The organism is Streptomyces canus 299MFChir4.1, from assembly GCF_000383615.1.
GTDB lineage: Bacteria > Actinomycetota > Actinomycetes > Streptomycetales > Streptomycetaceae > Streptomyces > Streptomyces canus_C.
In genome coordinates, this window is the sequence record NZ_KB911591.1 from 144,879 (window position 1) to 164,313 (window position 19,435).

General features: G+C 73.4%; 20 protein-coding genes. 11 read left to right on the forward strand and 9 right to left on the reverse strand.

The genetic code is table 11. The annotated features are described in order from the left end of the window. The coding region (locus tag H293_RS49865) for a HAMP domain-containing protein (protein ID WP_033415599.1) at positions 1 to 740 on the reverse strand (740 nt) is incomplete at its 3' end. A gap of 244 nt (positions 741 to 984) precedes the next feature. Next, positions 985 to 1,365 (reverse strand): STAS domain-containing protein, encoded by a 381-nt coding sequence (locus tag H293_RS0123070; RefSeq protein WP_028808107.1) that lies wholly within the window; start codon positions 1,363 to 1,365, stop codon positions 985 to 987. A 160-nt stretch (positions 1,366 to 1,525) separates the two neighbouring features. On the opposite strand from H293_RS0123070, the gene H293_RS0123075 reads away from it, so the two are divergent. Further along, on the forward strand, positions 1,526 to 2,005 hold the full coding sequence (locus tag H293_RS0123075; protein WP_020120209.1) for an ATP-binding protein: 480 nt from the start codon (positions 1,526 to 1,528) through the stop codon (positions 2,003 to 2,005). A gap of 295 nt (positions 2,006 to 2,300) precedes the next feature. Further along, positions 2,301 to 2,651 carry an ArsR/SmtB family transcription factor gene (locus H293_RS0123080; protein ID WP_028808108.1) on the forward strand — a complete coding sequence of 117 codons (351 nt, stop codon included), beginning with the start codon at positions 2,301 to 2,303 and terminating at the stop codon, positions 2,649 to 2,651. 72 nt (positions 2,652 to 2,723) lie between these two features. Here the strand turns inward: H293_RS0123080 and H293_RS58455 are convergent, their stop codons facing one another. After that, positions 2,724 to 2,912, reverse strand: a complete 189-nt coding sequence (locus H293_RS58455; RefSeq protein WP_020120211.1) for a hypothetical protein — start codon at positions 2,910 to 2,912, stop codon at positions 2,724 to 2,726. Between the two features lie 80 nt (positions 2,913 to 2,992). On the opposite strand from H293_RS58455, the gene H293_RS0123090 reads away from it, so the two are divergent. Continuing rightward, on the forward strand, positions 2,993 to 4,711 hold the full coding sequence (locus H293_RS0123090) for a SulP family inorganic anion transporter (RefSeq protein WP_020120212.1): 1,719 nt from the start codon (positions 2,993 to 2,995) through the stop codon (positions 4,709 to 4,711). A gap of 22 nt (positions 4,712 to 4,733) precedes the next feature. Here H293_RS0123090 and H293_RS0123095 read toward each other — a convergent pair whose 3' ends face one another. Next, complete coding sequence (locus H293_RS0123095) at positions 4,734 to 5,192, reverse strand: SRPBCC family protein (RefSeq protein WP_020120213.1); 459 nt, start codon at positions 5,190 to 5,192, stop codon at positions 4,734 to 4,736. Between the two features lie 204 nt (positions 5,193 to 5,396). Here H293_RS0123095 and H293_RS0123100 point away from each other — a divergent pair, with 204 nt between their 5' ends. The 4 genes from H293_RS0123100 to H293_RS0123115 all read left to right on the forward strand — a co-directional run bounded on the left by H293_RS0123100 (position 5,397) and on the right by H293_RS0123115 (position 8,964). Next, complete coding sequence (locus H293_RS0123100) at positions 5,397 to 5,897, forward strand: SRPBCC family protein (RefSeq protein ID WP_033415601.1); 501 nt, start codon at positions 5,397 to 5,399, stop codon at positions 5,895 to 5,897. Continuing rightward, positions 5,890 to 7,509: a phytoene desaturase family protein gene (locus H293_RS0123105; protein ID WP_020120215.1), complete on the forward strand. Its 1,620-nt coding sequence runs from the start codon at positions 5,890 to 5,892 to the stop codon at positions 7,507 to 7,509. The genes H293_RS0123100 and H293_RS0123105 overlap by 8 nt, the downstream gene beginning before the upstream one ends. A gap of 47 nt (positions 7,510 to 7,556) precedes the next feature. After that, a complete protein-coding gene (locus H293_RS0123110) occupies positions 7,557 to 8,018 on the forward strand; it encodes a hypothetical protein (protein WP_020120216.1) in 462 nt (153 codons plus the stop codon). 67 nt (positions 8,019 to 8,085) lie between these two features. Further along, entirely contained in the window at positions 8,086 to 8,964 is an 879-nt protein-coding gene (locus tag H293_RS0123115; RefSeq protein WP_020120217.1) for an SDR family oxidoreductase, read from the forward strand. A 171-nt stretch (positions 8,965 to 9,135) separates the two neighbouring features. Here the strand turns inward: H293_RS0123115 and H293_RS0123120 are convergent, their stop codons facing one another. After that, positions 9,136 to 10,053, reverse strand: a complete 918-nt coding sequence (locus H293_RS0123120; RefSeq protein ID WP_020120218.1) for a hypothetical protein — start codon at positions 10,051 to 10,053, stop codon at positions 9,136 to 9,138. A gap of 301 nt (positions 10,054 to 10,354) precedes the next feature. Here H293_RS0123120 and denD point away from each other — a divergent pair, with 301 nt between their 5' ends. Next, positions 10,355 to 11,371 (forward strand): D-erythronate dehydrogenase, encoded by a 1,017-nt coding sequence (denD, locus tag H293_RS0123125; RefSeq protein WP_020120219.1) that lies wholly within the window; start codon positions 10,355 to 10,357, stop codon positions 11,369 to 11,371. Positions 11,372 to 11,407: 36 nt separating this feature from the next. Here denD and H293_RS0123130 read toward each other — a convergent pair whose 3' ends face one another. Genes H293_RS0123130 through H293_RS0123145 form a run of 4 tightly spaced genes read right to left on the reverse strand, consistent with a single transcriptional unit; the run spans position 11,408 to position 16,285 of the window. After that, positions 11,408 to 12,445 (reverse strand): DUF5914 domain-containing protein, encoded by a 1,038-nt coding sequence (locus H293_RS0123130; protein ID WP_020120220.1) that lies wholly within the window; start codon positions 12,443 to 12,445, stop codon positions 11,408 to 11,410. Then, positions 12,442 to 13,449 (reverse strand): phytoene/squalene synthase family protein, encoded by a 1,008-nt coding sequence (locus H293_RS0123135; protein ID WP_020120221.1) that lies wholly within the window; start codon positions 13,447 to 13,449, stop codon positions 12,442 to 12,444. The genes H293_RS0123130 and H293_RS0123135 overlap by 4 nt, the downstream gene beginning before the upstream one ends. Then, positions 13,446 to 14,975, reverse strand: coding sequence for a phytoene desaturase family protein (gene crtI / locus H293_RS0123140; protein WP_020120222.1), 1,530 nt, complete (start codon positions 14,973 to 14,975; stop codon positions 13,446 to 13,448). The genes H293_RS0123135 and crtI overlap by 4 nt, the downstream gene beginning before the upstream one ends. Then, positions 14,972 to 16,285 carry a polyprenyl synthetase family protein gene (locus H293_RS0123145; RefSeq protein ID WP_020120223.1) on the reverse strand — a complete coding sequence of 438 codons (1,314 nt, stop codon included), beginning with the start codon at positions 16,283 to 16,285 and terminating at the stop codon, positions 14,972 to 14,974. Before H293_RS0123145 ends, crtI begins: the two co-directional genes overlap by 4 nt. A 242-nt stretch (positions 16,286 to 16,527) precedes the next feature. Here H293_RS0123145 and H293_RS0123150 point away from each other — a divergent pair, with 242 nt between their 5' ends. From H293_RS0123150 to H293_RS0123160, 3 genes are all read left to right on the forward strand, one after another. Continuing rightward, positions 16,528 to 17,115, forward strand: a complete 588-nt coding sequence (locus H293_RS0123150; protein WP_020120224.1) for an RNA polymerase sigma factor — start codon at positions 16,528 to 16,530, stop codon at positions 17,113 to 17,115. A 140-nt stretch (positions 17,116 to 17,255) separates the two neighbouring features. Next, positions 17,256 to 18,449 (forward strand): lycopene cyclase family protein, encoded by a 1,194-nt coding sequence (locus H293_RS0123155; RefSeq protein ID WP_028808111.1) that lies wholly within the window; start codon positions 17,256 to 17,258, stop codon positions 18,447 to 18,449. A 55-nt stretch (positions 18,450 to 18,504) separates the two neighbouring features. Next, a complete protein-coding gene (locus H293_RS0123160) occupies positions 18,505 to 19,236 on the forward strand; it encodes a methyltransferase domain-containing protein (protein ID WP_020120226.1) in 732 nt (243 codons plus the stop codon). Positions 19,237 to 19,435 lie beyond the last annotated feature (199 nt).

The following is a 19,435-nucleotide window of genomic DNA, read 5'->3' on the forward strand; positions in this document are numbered from 1 at the left end:
GCGAAGGCGGAGAGCTGGTCGACCATCGTGTTGATGGTGTTCTTGAGTTCGAGGATCTCGCCGCGGGCGTCGACGGTGATCTTCTGGGAGAGGTCTCCCTGCGCCACCGCCGTCGTCACCTGGGCGACGTTGCGGACCTGGGAGGTGAGGTTTCCCGCCATGAAGTTGACCGAATCGGTGAGGTCGCGCCAGACGCCGCCCACCCCGGGCACCTGCGCCTGTCCGCCGAGGCGCCCCTCGCTGCCGACTTCTCGGGCGACGCGGGTGACCTCGTCGGCGAAGGCGGACAGCTGGTCGACCATCGTGTTGACGGTCTCCTTCAGCTGAAGGATCTCCCCGCGCGCGGGGACGTCGATCTTCTGGGACAGGTCGCCCTTGGCCACCGCCGTCGCCACCTGGGCGATGTCACGGACCTGGGTGGTCAGATTGCCCGCCATCGCGTTGACCGAGTCGGTCAGGTCCGCCCAGGTGCCGGAGACCCCCGGCACCTCCGCCTGGCCGCCCAGCGTGCCCTCGGTGCCCACCTCGCGGGCTACCCGGGTGACCTCCGACGTGAACACGGACAGCTGGTCGACCATGCCGTTGAAGACCGTGGCGATGTCGCCCAGCAGGCCCTCTCCGTCGGACGGCAGCCGGGTGCCGAAGTCACCGTCGCGTACAGCGGTCAGCCCGGCCAGCAACTGCCGTAGCTCCTGCTCGCCCGGGGCCTCTTCCCGGGCCTCCGTCGACGTGCTGGTCATGCGCACCCTCGTTCCGCTCCCCAAGAGCCCCCGCACCGGGGACTCGGAACCGTGCCGGGCTCTTGAAGGGCCCGCTCACCAGCGACAATCCCGCACCCCACGGGGCTGCCCGATGAGAAATCCGTCGAAGATTAACCCAGGTCCGGAGCAGCGACAAAAGGTTGGCGGGAGGGTTGTGACATGGCGAAAAAAGACCTCATGAAGGTGGCATGAGGGGCTTGACCCTGGGTACTCGGTTTCATTTTCACGAGCCCGGCCGAGGTGACGCGAGGGCGTCCTCCAGGGTCTCGTGAAAGGGGATGACGCTGTCCAGTCCCACGAGCTGCAGGGTGCGCAGCACAGCGCCCCGCACCACCACGAGCCGCAGCCATCCCCCCGCGGCCCCGGCGGCCTGGAAAGCGGCGATCAGGGCATTGACGCCGCTGGAGTCCATGAACGTGACCCGGCTCAGATCGATGACGACCCGCTGACCCACGGCGGCGTCCGCCCGAGCCAGGGCATGCGTCAGGCCGCCCACGCTCTGGTGGTCGATCTCTCCGTCGAGGCCGAGCACGGTGATGCCGTCGGTGTCGGTCCGGACCACGGACAATGTGCCGTGACCCGCTGCTTCCCGGTTCTCTGCCACTTGCGTCCTCTGCGCACTCGATGGGGGCTGTCACGTCCTTGGTGCCACCGCTGCCCCGGAAGTCCTCGCACGATGCATGAGACGGCCCTTCAGTTCGTCGGCAGCACAGGAAAAGCACGGCACAGGCGTAAGGCGCGCATCACGGGGTATCCGCGCGCTCATGAACGGGGTACTGGAGATGGTCGGCAGGGTGCGGGTCCTGCCTGAGGAGTGTTCGCGGATGCCGGAAGCCGCACCTGCCGAGGTGACCGTGGCCCTGGACGGAGCGGATGGCTGTATCGCCGACGCCCGGGCCCAGACGTCGAAGTTCCTGACGCGGGTGCAGGGGGAGTACGGGCTGCCGGTGTCGGCCCGCACCATGGACCTGGGGCAGCTGGTGGTCAGCGAACTGGTCACCAACGCGCTGAAATACGCGCCCGGGCCGGTGTTGCTGCACCTGCGTATCGCCGACGGCATGCTGGAGATCGAGGTCTGGGACACCGACCCGACCCTTCCGCTGGCTCGCGCCGCCGACGTGGGGCGGGTGGGTCAGCACGGTCTGGAGATCGTGTTGGCGGTCGTCCAGGGAATCGAGGTGCGCCGGGAGCCGGTCGGCAAGTGCGTCACGGTCCGGCTCACGTTGCTCGACGAGCCGCATTAGGACGTCCCGGGCCGGCCTCGCCCGGCCCAGCGTCTCTCTTCTCGGGTCCTGCCGTCCGATGCCGGGTGCGCGGACGGCTTGGACAGCGGGACGGATCGCGGCTGCCCGCTGCCCGCTGCACGTGACGCCCACTTGCTAATATCAGCAATTCATAAGGTCGTCGCGGCCGGATACGGCGGCCCGTTCCCCGGTGCGGTTCGGCCGGACCGCGATCGCACGCGAGGATGGTCCGCATGTTCTTGACGAATGGGTCGCCGGCGCGGCCGCGCGCCCGCGCCGGGGAGGGGACGGCAGCATGAGCACGCCGCTGTACCAACTGAAGGCCGAGTTCTTCAAGACCCTCGGTCATCCGGCCCGTATCCGCGTTCTTGAACTGCTGAGCGAGCGCGAGCACGCGGTCGCCGAGATGCTGCCCGAGGTGGGCATCGAGCCCGCCCACCTGTCCCAGCAGCTGGCCGTCCTGCGCCGCGCGAACCTCGTGGTCACGCGCAAGGAGGGCTCCGCCGTGTACTACTCGCTGACCAGCCCGCACCTCGCCGAGCTCCTCCGGGTGGCCCGCACCATTCTCTCCGGCGTGCTGGCCGGCCAAGCCGAACTCCTCGCCGACCTGCGGGCCGCGCAGGGTGAGGCGAAGCCGCGGTCGTAGCCGCGCCGCGCTCCGCGACGGCGACCCACCTCACGGGGCCTTGCCGGGCCAGTCGAGCAAACCGGGCACCGATCACCGCTGCGCCGCCGTGAGCGGGCCGAGAGCGCTGGACACCAGGTCGGCGGCGTGCGGCAAGCGGCCCATGTCCGCGGCCGGGCCCTCGGCGGCCCCGACGCCGACCCCCTCGTGCGGGCCGTCGCCGCGCTCGGCCTCCTCGCCCGCCCGTCGGTGATTGCCAACCTGTCGAACAAGCGAATACATGAATTGCGAAATATTGCAATTCGTTGGATGCTGTGTCGGTCGTGTTCGCGGGCAGCTAGGGAAGCCGAGGTCACCGCGCCATGAGAACGGCCCTCGTACGGCTCACCGAGCTCCTCCCCAGGCGTGACGACCTGACGCAGATGCGGCGCGACCCCCGGCGTGACCTGCTCGCGGGGCTGACGGTCGCCGTCGTCGCGCTGCCGCTGGCGCTCGGTTTCGGCGTCTCCTCCGGGCTGGGAGCCGAGGCGGGCCTCGCCACCGCCGTCGTGGCGGGCGCCCTCGCCGCGGTCTTCGGCGGCTCGAATCTCCAGGTGTCCGGGCCGACCGGGGCCATGACGGTGGTCCTGGTGCCGATCGCCCACCGGTACGGGCCGACGGGCGTCCTCGGCGTCGGGCTCCTGGCCGGACTGATGATCGTCGCGCTGGCGTTGGCACGCGCCGGGAAGTACATGCAGTACATGCCCGCGCCGGTCGTCGAGGGCTTCACACTGGGCATCGCCTGCGTGATCGGCCTGCAACAGGTGCCGAACGCGCTCGGCGTGGCCGCACCGGACGCCGAGAACACCGTGGTGGCCGCGGGACAGGCGCTGGCCGAGTTCGCCCGCCACCCGAACGGGACCGCCGTCGCCCTGGCCGTGGCGGTCGCCGCGGTGATGCTGGCCGGCGCCCGGTGGCGGCCCACCGTCCCGTTCTCGATCCTGGCCGTGCTCGCGGCGACCGCCGTGGCCCAGGTCCTCCACCTGGACGCGGCGAAGCCGATCGGCGGCCTCCCGTCCGGTCTGCCCGCACCTTCCCTGTCCTTCCTCGACCTGGGCTCGCTGGGTGCGCTGCTGCCCTCGGCCGTGGCGGTGGCGGCGCTGGGCGCACTGGAGTCGCTGCTGTCCGCGTCGGTCGCCGACGGCATGACGGTCGGACAGAAGCACGATCCCGACCGGGAGCTGTTCGGACAAGGACTGGCCAACATCGCCGCCCCGCTCTTCGGCGGCGTACCGGCCACCGGCGCGATCGCCCGGACGGCGGTCAACGTGCGCAGCGGAGCGGGCTCCCGGCTCGCCGCCCTCACCCATGCCGCGATCCTCGCCGTGATCGTCTTCGCCGCCGCGCCGCTGGTGTCGAGGATCCCGCTGGCCGCGCTGGCGGGCGTGCTGATGGCCACCGCGATCCGCATGGTCGAGGTCGGCTCGCTCCGAGCCATGGCCAGGGCGACCCGCTCCGACGCGCTGATCCTCGTCCTGACGGCGGTCGCCACCCTCGCCCTCGACCTCGTGCACGCGGTCGTCATCGGTCTGGCAGTGGCGGGCGCCCTCGCGCTGCGCGCCGTGTCCGGACAGGCCCGCCTCGACCAGGTGCCACTGGACCGGGGCGACCACAGCGCCGAGGAGCACGCTCTGCTGGCCGAGCACATCGTCGCCTACCGTCTCGACGGGCCGCTCTTCTTCGCCGCCGCGCACCGCTTCCTGCTGGAGCTGAGCGAGCTCGCCGACGTCCGGGTGGTCGTTCTTCGGATGTCCCGGGTCACGACCATGGACGCCACCGGGGCCCTGGTCCTCAAGGACGCCGTGGAGAAGCTCAACCGCCGCGACATCGTGGTCCTGGCCTCCGGTATCCGGCCCGGTCAGCGACAGGTCCTGGACTCGGTGGGCGCACTCGACCTGCTCCGCCCAGGAGGCAGGGAGTACGCCACCACACCGGAGGCGATCAAGGCCGCGCGCGCCCATCTGGAGACGGCCGGCCTCCTGACCGTCGTCCCGGCACAGAAGCGCCACGGCACCGTCACCGACGAGGAAACCCTCCGCTGAGTCGTCGCGGCCCCCGCGAAAGTCAGTCGGGAACGATCGCCTTCTCGGCGGCCGTCCTGATCCGGGTGCCGAAGGCGGGGGCGTCCTTGCGGGCCGCGGCCAGCGCCAGTCCGACCAGCAGTCTGCCCAGACCGTGCCCTTCCAGGACGTTGAAGATACGGACGCGAGTCCTGCCGTCGGCCAGGGGCTCCAGGTCGTAGCCACCCTCGCGCACCGTCACGCTGTTCTTGGACACCTCGGCCCAGCGGAGCCTCACCGGCGCTTCGAGTTCGGTGATGCGGAACTCCCGGGCGGTCTTCATGCCGGCGTCCTTGACGGTGCTCCGGAAGACCGTGCCCACGGCGGTCGGGGTGTCCGGGACCCTCTCGATCCGGAGGACCCGGGGACTGAACTGAGGATCGTTGCGCCCGTCGGCGAGGTAGGCGAAAACCTCCTCGACCGGCCGGTCGATCTCCACCACCGCTTTGAACTCTCCGGACATGGGCACTCCTCATCGGTCGACCTGCGACCCGGCCGCAGGGCCCTTCTGCCTGGCGGCACCGTGACCCTACGGGAGGCCCGGACATGACGCGAGACCAACGGTGACCGCGCGGCAGCGTGGACCGGGAAGGCCGGGCCGGAACCGGTGCATCCGGCCGGGGGATCACGACAGAAGTTCTCTGTACGCACAGTCCTGGAGGTGCCCGTGGCTCGTCGCCATCGTCTGATCCGAGTCAGTCCCAGTGCCGTGTGGGACGTCCTCGCCGACGGTCACCGCTACGCCGAGTGGGTGGTGGGGACCGCGCGGTCCGAGCCGGTCCGGGGGCAGTGGCCGCACAAGGACGCCGCGATCCGTTTCCAGGTCCGGCTCGGCCCGTTGCGACTGGAGAACGAGACGGTCGTACGCCTCTGCGAGGAAGGCGTCGCTCTGGAGCTGGAAGCCCACGCCGGCGTGCTGGGCACGGCCCGCATCGCCATTGAACTGCGGCCGTGGGGCGAACACTGCCTGGTCATCGTGGACGAACACCCCTTGCAGGGAGCCGGCGGCCGGCTGCACAACGTCGGCTTCGACGCGCTGATCCAGTTGCGCCACCGCACCATGCTCGCCCGACTGGCCAGGCTGTGCGAGAGCCGGGCCTCCGACGCCCCGCACCTGGCACCCGTCCCTTCGGCGGTACCGGGCGTGGAGGGAGCAGGCCATGCCTGACGCCGTGGTGATCGGCGCGGGACCCAACGGTCTGGTGGCCGCCAACGTGCTGGCGGACGCCGGCTGGAGCGTCGACGTCCTGGAGGAGCAGCCGGAACCGGGCGGCGCGGTGCGCCACGACCACGGGGTCGACCCCGCCTTCGTCAACGATCTCTTCAGCTCCTTCTACCCGCTCGCGGCCGCCTCCCCGGTCCTGGACGCACTGCGCCTGGAGGACCACGGACTGCGGTGGAGCAACGCGCCGAGTGTGCTCGCGCATCCCCTCACCGACGGCAGCTGCGCCCTTCTGGACCGTGATCTCGACACCACCGCCCGGTCCCTCGACGCCTTCGCGCCAGGCGACGGGGACGCTTGGCGGCGGCTGCACGACGTGTGGCTGAGACTGGGCCCCGATCTCCTGGACGCCCTGTTCACCCCCTTCCCGCCGGTCCGCGCCTCGGCCCGCCTGGCGTGGCGGCTGCGGGCCGCGGGCGGGCTGCGGATGGCCCGGACCCTGGTCCTTCCGGTACGGCGGCTGGGGGAGGAGGAGTTCCGCGGGCAGGGCGGCCGGCTCCTGCTGGCGGGAAACGCCCTGCACGCCGACCTCGCCCCGGAATCGGCGGGCAGCGGCGGCTTCGGCTGGCTGATGGCCATGCTGGGGCAGACGTACGGCTTCCCCGTCCCCGTCGGCGGCTCCGGCGCCCTGACGCAGGCCCTGGCCCGCCGGCTGCGGGCCCGGGGCGGGCAGGTGCGCTGCGGGCAGCGCGTCGAGGAGGTCGTCGTCCGCGGCGGCCGGGCCGTCGGCGTCCGCACGGCGGCCGGCGACGCGGTACCGGCCCGCCGGGCGGTGCTGGCGGACGTGTCGGTACCCGCGCTGTACGGGAGCCTTGTCGCCCCCGAGCACCTGCCCTCGCAGCTCCTGGAGGACCTGCGCCGGTTCCAGTGGGACTTCGCCACGTTCAAGGTCGACTGGGCGCTCGACGGCCCGGTGCCCTGGCGGGCCGAGCAGGCGTCCCGGGCCGGTACGGTCCACCTCGCCGACGGCGTGGACGAACTCACGCGCTTCGCCGCGCAGCTGGCCATGCGACAGGTCCCTGACCGCCCCTTCCTGCTGTTCGGGCAGATGACCACCGCCGACGCCACCCGCTCCCCGCAGGGCACGGAATCTGCCTGGGCCTACACCCACGTCCCCCACGAGATCGGGGCCGACGCCGCGGACGAGGGCATCACCGGCGACTGGGACACCAAGGACCAGGAGCTCATGGCCGACCGGGTCGAACAGCAGGTGGAACGGTTCGCGCCCGGGTTCCGCGCCCTGATCCGGGGCCGCCGCATCCTGGCGCCCCCGACCCTCCAGGCCCTGGACGCCAACCTGAGCGGCGGCGCCATCAACGGCGGCACCACCGCCCTCCACCAGCAGCTCGTCTTCCGCCCCGTGCCCGGCACCGGCCGCCCGGAGACCTCGGTCCCCGGGCTCTTCCTGGCCTCCTCCGGCGCCCACCCGGGCGGCGGCGTGCACGGTGCGCCGGGCGCCAACGCCGCGCGGGCGGCCCTGCACCGACAACGGCCCCCCGGGCTCGCCCGCGCCCAACGACTCCTGACGCGCCGCGACCGCACCGGAAGCAGACGCTGACCCATGGCGCCGCCCGCCGGGGCGGCCGTATCTGTCGAGGAGGACCAGTGAACGCACACGAGGAGGCCCTCGGCGGCCCCGACCGCGACCATCGGCGCCCCGCGGGGGCCGACGACAGGACCGTCGAGGCTCTCGGAGCGCTGTCCAAGGCACTGGAGACGACCGAGCGGGCCCGGGGCCGACTGTACGACTTCCACCAGCTGACCGGCACCGCCGACCTGCAACTCGACCGTGCCGTACGGCTGTTGGATGAGGCAGGTCACCCCGAATGGGCCGCGAAGGTCCGTTCGGAGATCCTCGGGCGCAATGTCATCCCCGGCCACTGGACGTTCCAGATCGTCGAGGCCTACAACGCCACCTACTACCGGCCCTTCCAGCAGCTGGAGACGAGCGCGGTGCAGGAACTCGCGCGCGGCCGTGACCACTTGTACGAGGCGGAGATGAAGGAGGAGCGCCGCACTCCCGGTCACCCCGACCACGCCGCGCGCCCGCCGGTCCGCGAGAGCTGAGCCCGGGCGTTCCCGGAGCGGGGACGCGGCTGACAACGTGCCCGCTCCACGAAAGGAGGGCCGGTCCGTGCGAAGCAGTCCGCTCGACGGCCGGACGGTGGTCGTCACCGGAGCCGCCCGCGGCCTGGGGGCGGCCCTGGCCCGGGAGTTCGCCCGGCGCGGGGCCCGGGTGGCGCTGCTGGGCCACGAGAAGGCCCTCCTGGAAGCGGTGGCCGCGTCCCTGCCGGGACCGGCCCTGGCCGTCGAGGTCGACGTCACCGACCCGGACGCGCTGGCCGCCGCGGCCGGTACCGTGCGGGGCCGCCTCGGACCCCCCTCGGCGGTGGTGGCCAACGCGGGCGTGGCCGAAGGCGGCCCGTTCCTCACCTCGCCGCCGGGTGCCTGGAGCCGCGTCGTCGACGTCAATCTCACCGGCAGTGCCCACACGGCCCGGGCGTTCTTGCCGGACCTTCTCGAGACGGCGGGGTACTTCCTCCAGATCGCCTCGCTCGCGTCGATCGGCGCGGCCCCGCTGATGAGCGCGTACTGCGCCTCCAAGGCGGGGGCCGAGGCCTTCGCGCACGCCCTGCGGGCAGAGGTGGCGCACCGGGGCGTCGGCGTGGGCATCGGCTACCTGAACTGGACGGACACCGACATGATCCGCGACGCCGACCGGCACGCCGTCCTGCGGGAACTGCGCGTCCGCATGCCCGCGCCTGCCCGCCGCGTGTATCCCGTCGAAATGGTCGCCGCCCGCCTGGTCCGGGGCCTGGAGCGGCGCCGTACGGCGCTGTACGCCCCGGCCTGGCTGCGCCTGACCCAACCGGTGCGGGCGGCCCTGCCGCCCCTGGTGCTGCGCGTTTCGCGCCGCGCGCTGCCCCGCCTGGAGGCCGAACAGTCCCTCGAGTACACGGGACCCCTCGGTGCCGGCGGCCTGGCCGACCGCGGCGCACGTCGCGAGCACTGAACCGGCACGAGGCCGCGGCGAGGGCCTGGCTCCCCGTGACCGTTCGCCCGCCCGTTGCGCCGCGACGACGGTCTCGCCCCGGGCCCTTGGCCGACCGGGTGGTCGGTGTCCGGTGCCCGGGGCGAAACCGCCGGGTGCCTCACCGCGTGGCGGTGTCAGCGGCGGTCCTGGTCAGGAACGCCGTGCGCGGCGGGTGCCGTAGAGAGCGGCGGCACCGAGGGCGATCACCGCGGCCGCGCCGCCGGCTATCAGGCCGACCGGCGCGCTGGAGCCGGTCTCGGCCAGCGGCGGGGTGCTCTCGCTGGGCGAGGGCGCCGGGCCGGTGGGCGGCGTCGACTCCATCGGAGGGACGTCCGGGGTGGTGGGCGGAGTGCTGGAGGTGGGGGGCGGGGTCGTGGGCGTGGCCGGGGGAGTGGTCTCGTCCGCGGGCGGCTGGCCGGCGGGCGGGCTGCTCGGGCTGTCCGGCGTGGACGGGGGCGTGGGGGAGTTCGGCTGGTCGGGGGTGCACGACTTGTCGCCGCCGTTCCACGCGGCGATCAGGTGGTACGGCGTGACGACGTTGTCAGGCTGGTACGGCGCGGGTCCGTGACCCTCTCCCGACCCGCCGTCGTAGATGACGTCGTCGCCGTACAGGTCGATCTGCCCGTAGCAGTCCGGGGTCTTGACCGTGAGCTTCTGCCAGGTCTGCTTGGCCTCGTCGGCGCCGGGAAGGTCCTTGGCGCTGAGGTAGACCGCGGCGTGGTCGACGAGTGTCTGGAGACCGGAGGTGTACCAGTTGGGGCCCTCGGTGGTGTATTCGGCCAGCGAGACCGGGTACTTGCAGCCCTCGCCGACGGTCTGCCCCGGCGCCAGCCGGACCTCGACGGTGCCGGGGGCGGCGGACCACTGGTGGAAGCCGCCCTGAGAGGTCCAGTCGGCATCGACCGGCTTTCCGGCGGAGTCGACGAGACGGTACTGGACCGTGGCCGTCTGGCAGCCGCCCGCGGGGGTGGCGCTGGCGGTGGCGGCCCCGAACAGGGGAGTGGCCGTGGCGATGAAGGCGGTTGCGGCAATGGCGGCCGACGTTCTGGAGCGTGAGAGGCGCGTCAAGATATGCCCTAGCGGTTCGAGAATGTGGGAGGTGGCGGACGCGAGCAGGCGCGGCAGGCGGAGAGTGGGAAATGCAAGCCGTGGCGGAGCCACTCGTGTCACCTTGCTCACTTCAGTCACAGCGAGCGAGCGCATTCTTGTCCCACTTCACAACCGCCGTCAATCTTTCACGAGTTGGGCACGCAACGGCGTCCTGGCTTGCGTGTTCTGCCCTGATATCACGTGGAGGATCGGCCGGGGTCGCCCTCGGTCACGCCGTACGACCCGATGGGACAAGGCCGCCTCCGGAGGAGACGAACAGATGAGAATCGTCGTGACGGGTGCGTCCGGGTTCCTCGGGCGACTGCTGGCCGACGCCTTGCTGCGGGCGGGGGCCTTCGACGGTGCGCCGATCAGCCGTCTGGTGCTGGTCGACCGCGTGGCGCCGCCCGACGAGCCGCACGGTGCGGGGACGCCGGTCCAGGTGGTGCACGGGGAACTGCTCGAGCACCTGGACGCGGTCTTCGCCGAGCCGGTGGACGTGCTCTTCCATCTCGCCGCCGCGGTGTCGGCCGAGTGCGAGGCCGACTTCGACCTCGGGATGCGCGCCAACGTGGACGTCACGCGCGCACTGCTGGAGGCGGCGCGGGCGCAGTCCGGGTCGGGCGGGCCGGTGGTGCGGATGCTGTTCGCCGGCAGTGTCGCCGTCTACGGCTCCGACCCGGCCGTGCCGCTGCCGACGGCGGTCAGCGAGACGACGCCGGCGGTCCCGCGGTCGAGTTACGGCACCCAGAAGCTGATGTGCGAGCAGCTGATCGCGGACTGCACCCGACGCGGCTTCGTCGACGGGCGGGTCGCCCGGCTGATGACGGTGGCGGTACGTCCGGGAAAGCCCAACGCGGCCGCCTCCGGCTTCCTGTCCGGCATCGTCCGCGAACCGCTCGCGGGCCTGCCCGCTGTCTGCCCGGTCGATCCCGCTCTGGAAGTGGCCCTGTCCTCACCCCGGCGCACCCTGGCGGGAATCCTCCGTGTCGCCGAGGCCGAACGCGGCACCGGGCCGGGCCGTCTGGAGGGCCCGCTGCCGGTCAATCTGCCCGGCCTGACCGTCTCGGTCGCCGACATGCTCGCTACCCTCCGAGAGGTGGCGGGTGACACGGTCGCCGACCGGGTCACCCTCGCTCCCGACCCGGCGGTCGAGGCGATCGTCGGCTCATGGCCGGCCGTCTTCGACCACCGTCGCGCCGCCGCACTGGGACTCGTCCCTGACCCGAGCTTCCGGTCGGTGCTCGTGGACTACCTCACCGATCACCCCGACGCCGTCGCCGCCCCGATCCACTGAACCGCGCCACCCGGTCCTGCGCGTCCGGGGGGTCGGTCAGCCGGGGAAGCGTCCCGTGGACCGCAGCAGCCAGCGGCGTTCGGCGTAGGCCAGGTCGTCGCGCCACAGCCGCGCCGCCCCCGCCGCCATCAGGCGGCGCACCACGGGGGCCGCAGCGCGGGCCGCGGCGAAGCCGGGACGCGCGGAGGAGGCCACGACCGCCTCGACGACGGCAGTGCGCGGCCGGCCCAGCTCGTCCGGACCGAGCGGGGTCGCGTGCGTCTCGACCACGGAGCCCCGGCCCTCGCCCTCGGTGATGCGCATGAGCACCGTCCGCGGTCCGGGCGTGGTGAAGACGGCCCGCACCGGTACGACGAACCGCCCGGCGACCTTGAAGGAGACGTCCACGGTGAACCCGTCCTCGCCCGCCCCCTCCGCGTCGGGCTCCGCGTCGGGTTCCGCGTCGGGAGTGCCGACGACGGTCAGGTCGACGAAGGAGTACGGGTGGAACCAGGCCCCGTGCCAGGGGTCCAGCCGGTTCGCCACCACGTCCTCCGGCTCGCAGATCCCCACCCCGGTGCAGACGGCGGCGACGGAGCGCGACAACTGCGGCCGGGGCGGGACGACCGGTGCCGGTGTCGGCGGTTCACCGCCCACCTGGTCCAGGCGGACCCACATCAGCACGCCGTCGTCGTGCACGGGCAGCGGCTCCCAGCCGGCGAACGGCCCGCCGTCCAGAGCCAGTCCGTGCCAGTGGCAGACGAGTGTCCCGCAGCGCACCGGACTCTCGGCGAGCGGTGCTCCCAGGTGCGGGCAGCTGCCGGGGCCCGCCACCGGCCGCCCGTCGGCGGTGCGCCACACCACCAGTTCCTGCCCCGCCACCGTCGCGGACAGTGACCGGTCGGCGCGAACGTCCCGGCTCGCACCGACGACGTACCAATTGCCGGACGGGCGGGCCTGGGCCCGTTTCAGCGCCTCGGCGATCAGAGCGGGCCGGGCCTGCCGCCATGTCGGTCGCTGCTTGTCCCACCGCACCGGGCGGTGCCGCAGGGAAAGCGGGTAGCGGGCACGGCCCGCAGGTCGCCACGGCTTCATGCGATCCTCCGCAGGGGTGATGACGTGTCAGTGACCGGGCCCGGCGAGGGGGCTGCCCGGTCGTCGGCCGTCCCGTGTAGCAGCCGTGCCGCGCCCACCCGGACCAGGCCGTCGAGGGCCACGACGGCACGGCGATGTCCCGGGACCACGGCTCGGCGCTGCACCGAGCGGTACCCGTCGGCGGCGACCGCGTCCAGGATCGCGCCGTACAGGACGAACGCGGTGCGGATGCACGGGCGCGAGACCGGGTCGAGCATGGCCAGCCCCGGGGCGGCCTCACGGTAGAGCGCGCGCGTCAGCCGCTCGAACTCCCGCAGGGCCGCGGTGATCCGGCGGTCGGGGCGTCCGGTGTCCCGGCTCCAGCGCAGCAACCGCCGGTCGACGCCGTGTGCGGCCAGCAGGTCGGCGGGCAGATAGACACGGCCGCGGTCGAGGTCCTCGCCCACGTCCCGCAGGAAGTTGGTCAGCTGGAACGCCACACCCAGGGCCGCCGCGTGCGGTGCGGCCTCCTCGCGCGGGACGACCGTGCCGAGCACCGGCAGCATCTGCAGGCCGATCACCTCCGCCGAACCGTAGGTGTACGTGCGCAGGTCGGCGTAGGTGGCATAGCCCGTGATGTCGAGGTCGGCGCGCATCGCGGTCATGAAGTCGATGAAGTGGCGGTGGTCGATGGCGTAGCGCAGCGCGGTGTCGGCCAGGGCGCGGACGACCGGTTCGGCGCTGTCGCCGGTGCGCAGTCCCGCCTCCAACTGGTGCTGGAGCAGGGTCAGTTGTTCGGCCCGCTCGGCGGTGGTGGTCGTACCGTCGAGCGTGTCGACGATGTCGTCGGCCCAGCGGGCGAACCCGTACAGGGCGTGCACGGCCGGGCGGCGGGCCACCGGGAGGAGTCGGGTGGCGAGGAAGTACGTCTTTCCGTGCCGGGCGTTCAGCCGCCGGCACCGGGTGTACGCCTGCCGCAGCGCCGGATCGGTGACGCCGGCCGCGTCGAGTTCACGGTCGGTCACACCGGCCTCCGTTCCCGGGATGCATGTGCAGCTACGCGGGGCCGGGCCCCGCCGGTGATGCGGGCCGCGGCGAGCTTGCCCGACAGCAGGACGGTCGGCACGCCGACGCCGGGGGTGGTGCCGCAGCCGGCGAGCACGGCGTTGACCGTGCCGCGCACCAGGTTGCGCGGCCGGAACGGCCCGGTCTGCGCGAAGGTGTGGGCGGCGGAGAAGGGCGAGCCGGCCGCATGTCCCTGGGCCTGCCAGTCGGCCGGAGTGACCAGGCACTCCTCCTCGACGGCGGCGGCGAGACCGTCCAGGCCGCGCCGCTCCAGTTCCGTGAGCAGGCTGTCGCGGTAGCGCGGGCCCAGTTCGCCCCAGGCGGCCGCGTCCGGGCCGAGGGAGGTGTTCGGGCAGGGGGCGAGGATGTAGTGCAGGTGACGTCCGGGCGGGGCGAGGCCCGGATCGGTGGCGGTGGGGCGCGTGATGAGGAGGGACGGGTCGCTCATCAGGCGGCCGCTCTCGGTGAGTTCGCGGAACGTCCGCCGCCATGCCGCGCCGAACGAGAGGGTGTGGTGGGCCAGCCCGGGCCAGGTGCGGTCGGTGCCGACGTGCAGGATCACGGCGGACGGCGAGAACCGCAGACCCAGCGGCCGCCTCGGGGCGCGGCCCAGCAGCCGGTAGGTGACGGGCAGGTCGGGGGTGAGGACGACGGCGTCGCAGGCGATCCGGCCGGCGTCGGTGACCACGGCCGTGATCCGTTCCCCGGAGCGTTCCAGGCGCGTGACCGGCTGCCCGAAGCGCAGGTCGGCCCCCGCGTCCGCGGCGGCGTCCGCCATCGCCCGGGGCAGGGCGTGCATGCCGCCGCGCGGGAACCAGACGCCCGCCACCGTGTCCATGTACGCGATGACGGCGTACGCGGCCAGGGCACGTTCCGGTGCCACACCCGCGTACAGGGACTGGAAGGAGAAGACGCGCCGCAGCCGCTCGTCGTGCAGGAACCGTCCGATGCGCGCGTCCAGACGCCCGAACCCGCCGAGGGCGGCCAGGCGGGCGAGGTCGGGATGGAAAAGCTGCAGGGGTGAGTCGAAGGCGGCGTCGATGAAGCGCCGCATCTGCACCCGGTAGAGCCGCTCCAGCCAGGCGCGCAGCCGACGGTATCCGGCCGCCTCGTGGGCCCCGGCGAAGCGCTCGATCTCCGCCTCCATCGCCTCGGCGCCGGTGTGGACGTCCAGGGAGCTGCCGTCGGCGAACCGCGCCCGGTAGGCCGGGTGCAGCGGCACCAGCTCGACCCGGGCGTCCAGGCTGTCACCCACGGCGGCGAACGCCTCGTCCGCCAGGTGGGGCATGGTCAGGACCGTGGGCCCGGTGTCGAGGTGGTAGCCGCCGCGGACCGTCCGCCCGGCACGTCCGCCGGGAGACGCCTCGCGCTCCACCACGGTCACCCGGCGTCCGGCGCCGAGCAGGTGCAGGGCGGCCGCCAGTCCGGACAGGCCGGCGCCGACGACCACCACATGATCGGTGCGCCCGGGAACGGTACGGGTCATCGGCCGGCCCCCTCGTCGGCGGTCGGTACGGCCCGGGAGACGGGAGCGGCGTCGGAGGCCACGCCGCTCGCGGAGCGCAGCAGCATGCGCAACTGCCTTGTGGGCTCGGGTTCGAGGGCCGCCGTGTCCAGGTGGCGCAGTCCCTGGACCACCAGCCGGTGGATCTTCTCCTCCACGGTGTCGCGCGCGCCGGTGGACACGAACACCTCGCGCACCGCGGCGACTTCGGCGTCGGAGGCGTCCGTACGGCCGAGTGTGTCGCGCAACAGGTCCTGGGCGCGTAGGTCGCCCGAGGCGTCCGCCCGCGCCTGTGCGACGGCGGCGAGGTAGGTGGGTTTGCCGCCGCGGATGTCGCCGCCCGCGGGCTTGCCGGTGTCGCGCGGGTCCCCGAAGGCGTCGAGGAGGTCGTCGCGCAGCTGGAAGGCCAGCCCGACGCAGCCGCCCGCCGAGCACAGGGCCCGGATGGCGGCCGGCCCGGCGTCGGCCAGCACCGCCCCCAGCGCGAGCGGCCGTTCCACGGAGTACCGGGCGCTCTTGAGGCGGGCGGCGCGGATCGCCCGGGCCGGAGAACGCGCCGAGGTGGCCGCACCCTGCACGTCCAGGTACTGCCCGGCCACCATCTCCGTGCGCAGGGCACTCCACAGGTCCCGGACCCGCCGCGCGGTGGGACGTGGCATCTCGGTGTCCGCCACCACGTCGTCCGCCCAGGCCAGGGCCAGGTCACCGGCGAGGATCGCGGCGGCCTCCCCGAGGTGCCCGCCGCGCCGCGGGTCGCACGCACCCGCGTACTGGGCCGCCACGTCGACGTGCAACGACGGCCGTCCGCGGCGCAGTAGCGCCCCGTCCATCACGTCGTCATGGACCAGGGCACAGGTCTGGATGAGCTCCAGGGCGGCTCCGATCCGCAGCGCGGCGTGCGTTCGCCAGGGCTCGGCGCCGCCGCAGGCCCGCAGCGCCCACCACACGAAGCGGGAGCGGCCGAGGCCGCCGCCGCCCCGCGTGAAGCCGGCGACCCGTGCGGCCAGGTCCTCGGCGAAGAGCGGGTCGACGGTCTCGGCCGCGGCCAGGTGCTGGTCGAGCAGGTCGCCGAGCACGGTGCGCACGGCGTGGGTCACGTCCGCGTCCACGGCGCGCGGATCGTCGCCGTACGCCGAACGGGTGCCCGGCGGGGAGGCGCGTTGATGGTCGCCCCGGCCGTGGTCCGTCCCCTCGGCCGCCCGGCGGGCGGGAGCGGGGGAGACCTGCTCGGCGGTCGGGTGCGCGCACGGACTCCGGTCCGCGCGGTGGTCCTTTGCCACGGTGGAGCTCATGCCGGTTCCCCTCGTCGAGGTCCTCGTGATCAGAACTGGTGTCGTCATGACCGGTTCGCCTCGGGTGGCGGAGACGGATGCGGGGCGGCACGGTGAGGAATGGATCCCGCGGGTGCGTGTCCCACCCCTCCTGGGTCAATTCGATGCGAAGTCGATGCAAGTTGCCACCCCTGCGTGGAATCCGCACGGTGGAAGGGCTGCGGTCGCTCTCGGCGACCACCAGGCTCAGCGGAGGAGTGACGATGACGACCGCACCGCGAACCGGCGGAGACATCGACGACAGGGATCTCGTGGCCGGGTTCCTCAAGGGGGACGAGGCCTGCCTCACGGCCGTTCACCATCGGTGGGGTCCGCTCGTGCACGCCCTCGCCAGGCGCTCCCTCGGGGACGCGAGGGAAGCGGAGGACATCACCCAGCTGGTGTTCCTCGCCGCGTGGCGGGGCCGCGCCGGATTCACCCCGGACCGCGGCACCCTGCCCGGCTGGCTCACGGGCATCGCCCGCCGGAAGATCGCCGACGCGCTCGCCGCCCGCACCCGGCGCAACGAACTCGTCGCCGCCGCGGGCGCCCAGTTGCTCCTGCGGGCCGAGGACGAGGCCGCGCTGCCGGAGGCCGCCCTCGACCGTGTCCTGCTCGCCGACGAGATGTCTCAGCTTCCGGCACCGCAGCGCCGGGTGCTCAACCTCGCCTTCTACGACGACCTCACCCAGACCCAGATCGCCGAACTCACCGGCTGGCCGCTGGGCACGGTCAAGAGCCACGCGCGCCGGGGCCTGCGCCGCCTCGCCGGCCGGCTCCGCCAGGACGATCTGGTCGAGTGCGCCGCGTGAGCAACGCGGAACCGATGCACATCGTCATCGCGACCGGCGCCACCCGCGGCACCGAGCAGGTGACATCCGCATCCGGACGGGTACTGCGACCGGAGTGTCGCCGCAGGGCACGGCGAAGGCGCGGAGGGAGTGACCCGGACATGCACGAGGCGGACGTCGCCATCATCGGAGCGGGGGCCGCGGGGCTGTCCCTGGCCCACCGCCTCTCCCGCCCCGCCCCCGGTGTGCGGCGCCCGTCCGTCGTCCTCGTGGACGCCCCGCCCGGACCGTTGCGTCCGCCCCGGCGCACGTGGTGCTTCTGGGAGAGCGGCCGCGGACCCTACGACGCCGCGGTCACCCGGTCGTGGCAGCGCCTGCGCGTGCACCGGCCCACGGGGGAGCCGATCGAGCACGACATCTCGCCCCTGCGCTACAAGATGATCCATTCGGACCACTTCGAGTCCCTGATCGAGCACGACCTCGACCGGAGCGGACAGGTCCGGCGCATCGAGGCGACCGTCGAGAGCGTCGAAGGACTCCCGCGGGGGGCGCGGATCGACGCCCGCACGGCGGACGGGCACCGCGAGTCGGTCCGGGCCCGCTGGGTGTTCGACTCCCGGCCGCTGGGCAGTCTGCCCGCGGCCCGTACGACGCTGCTCCAGCACTTCCACGGCTGGTTCGTCCGCACCGGCCGTCCTGTCTTCGACCCGGCCCGCGTGGAGTTCATGGACCTGCGCACGCCCCGGCCCACCAAGGGCCTCTCCTTCGGCTACGTCCTGCCCACCCGCCCGGACCAGGCCCTGGTGGAGTACACGGAGTTCTCGCCGACCGTCCTCTCCCCGGACGCGTACGACAAGGCGCTCCACCACTACACCGCCACCGTGCTCGGCCTGGACGACTTCGAGGTGACCGCCACCGAGACCGGGGTCATCCCGATGACCGACGCCAGGTTCGCCCGGCAGACGGGCGCGTCGGTCTTCCGTATCGGGGCGGCCGGCGGAGCCACCCGGCCCGCCACCGGCTACACCTTCGCCGGCGTGCAGCGCCAGACCGCGGCCGTCGCGGCAGCCCTGCGCCAAGGCCGGCGGCCCGTGCCCCCCTCGCCCCACTCGTCCCGCGCCCGCGCCATGGACGCGGTTTTGCTGCACGCCCTCGACAGCGGCCTGGTGGACGGCGCGGACTTCTTCGCGCGGCTGTTCACGAGGATCCCCATGACCCGGCTCCTGCGCTTCCTGGACGGCGGAACCCGCCCCCACGAAGAACTCGCCATTGGTCTGCGCACCCCCGTCCTGCCCATGCTGCGCGCCGCCGCGCAAGTGCCCCGGCTTCCCCGGCGCCCCTTCCCCGGACCCTGACCCGCGGTGCGGCCCGCGATCCCCGACTTCCCTACGACCCGTACCAGGAGGCAGCGTGACCGTGCTGCGTGACGCGGACCTGGCCGCCGCATTCGACCGTGCGGCGCACAGTTACGACACACTCGTGGCCGCCAACCCCGGCTATCACGGCCATCTGCGCCGCTCGGCGCGCCGGCTCGGCCTGCCCCACCCGGGCGCCGGGCTGCGCGTCCTGGACCTCGGCTGCGGGACCGGCGCGTCCACCGCCGCGCTCGCCCGGGTGCTGCCCGGCGCCGAGATCACGGCCGTGGACGCCTCCGCCGGGATGCTGGACCGTGCCATGGCCAAGTCGTGGCAGGGCAGGGTCAGGTTCGTGTGCGCCCCGGCGGAGGCCCTCGCCGAGGCGGGCGTGGACGGGCCCTTCGACGCGGTGTTCGCCGCCTACCTCTTCCGCAACGTCGCCGACCCCGACGCCGTGCTGGACGCCGTCCACGACCTGCTCGCCCCGCACGGCCGGCTCGCCGTGCACGAGTACACCCTCAGCGGGCGCCCGCTCGACCGTGCCGTCTGGAGCGCCGTGTGCCGCGGCCTGGTACTGCCCGTCGCCACCGCCCTCGGCGACGGCGACCTGTACCGCCATCTCTGGCGCAGCGTCGTCGACTTCGACACCGTCGACCGCTTCACGGACCGCGTCCGGAGCCGCGGGTTCGACCATGTACGCGCCCTCCCCCTGCCCGGCTGGCAGACCGGCATCACCCACACGATCGTGGCCCACCGCGGCGCCCGGCCCGGCAGGGTTGGACGGTGACCGCGACAACGGGGAGTCCCAGCCGGGGTCGGCGTGCCGTTCTCTTGCCTGGGCCGCCCGGGGAGAGCGGCGTCAGTGGGCGGACCGGCATGAGGTGCACGGCCGCGGCTCGCCGGGAGCGGACGGTCACGGCGACGACGGGGGGTACCGGCCGGGACCGGCATACCGCCTTCCTGCCCGCGCCGCCTGGGGAGAGGGG

Bases quoted from the DNA above. Each gene is read 5' to 3' on its own strand.
- H293_RS0123075 (WP_020120209.1), top strand. From the start codon at position 1,526: ATGAACGGGGTACTGGAGATGGTCGGCAGGGTGCGGGTCCTGCCTGAG.
- H293_RS0123080 (WP_028808108.1), top strand. From the start codon at position 2,301: ATGAGCACGCCGCTGTACCAACTGAAGGCCGAGTTCTTCAAGACCCTC.
- H293_RS58455 (WP_020120211.1), bottom strand. From the start codon at position 2,912: ATGTATTCGCTTGTTCGACAGGTTGGCAATCACCGACGGGCGGGCGAG.
- H293_RS0123090 (WP_020120212.1), top strand. From the start codon at position 2,993: ATGAGAACGGCCCTCGTACGGCTCACCGAGCTCCTCCCCAGGCGTGAC.
- H293_RS0123095 (WP_020120213.1), bottom strand. From the start codon at position 5,192: ATGTCCGGAGAGTTCAAAGCGGTGGTGGAGATCGACCGGCCGGTCGAG.
- H293_RS0123105 (WP_020120215.1), top strand. From the start codon at position 5,890: ATGCCTGACGCCGTGGTGATCGGCGCGGGACCCAACGGTCTGGTGGCC.
- denD (WP_020120219.1), top strand. From the start codon at position 10,355: ATGAGAATCGTCGTGACGGGTGCGTCCGGGTTCCTCGGGCGACTGCTG.
- H293_RS0123130 (WP_020120220.1), bottom strand. From the start codon at position 12,445: ATGAAGCCGTGGCGACCTGCGGGCCGTGCCCGCTACCCGCTTTCCCTG.
- crtI (WP_020120222.1), bottom strand. From the start codon at position 14,975: ATGACCCGTACCGTTCCCGGGCGCACCGATCATGTGGTGGTCGTCGGC.
- H293_RS0123145 (WP_020120223.1), bottom strand. From the start codon at position 16,285: ATGAGCTCCACCGTGGCAAAGGACCACCGCGCGGACCGGAGTCCGTGC.
- H293_RS0123150 (WP_020120224.1), top strand. From the start codon at position 16,528: ATGACGACCGCACCGCGAACCGGCGGAGACATCGACGACAGGGATCTC.
- H293_RS0123155 (WP_028808111.1), top strand. From the start codon at position 17,256: ATGCACGAGGCGGACGTCGCCATCATCGGAGCGGGGGCCGCGGGGCTG.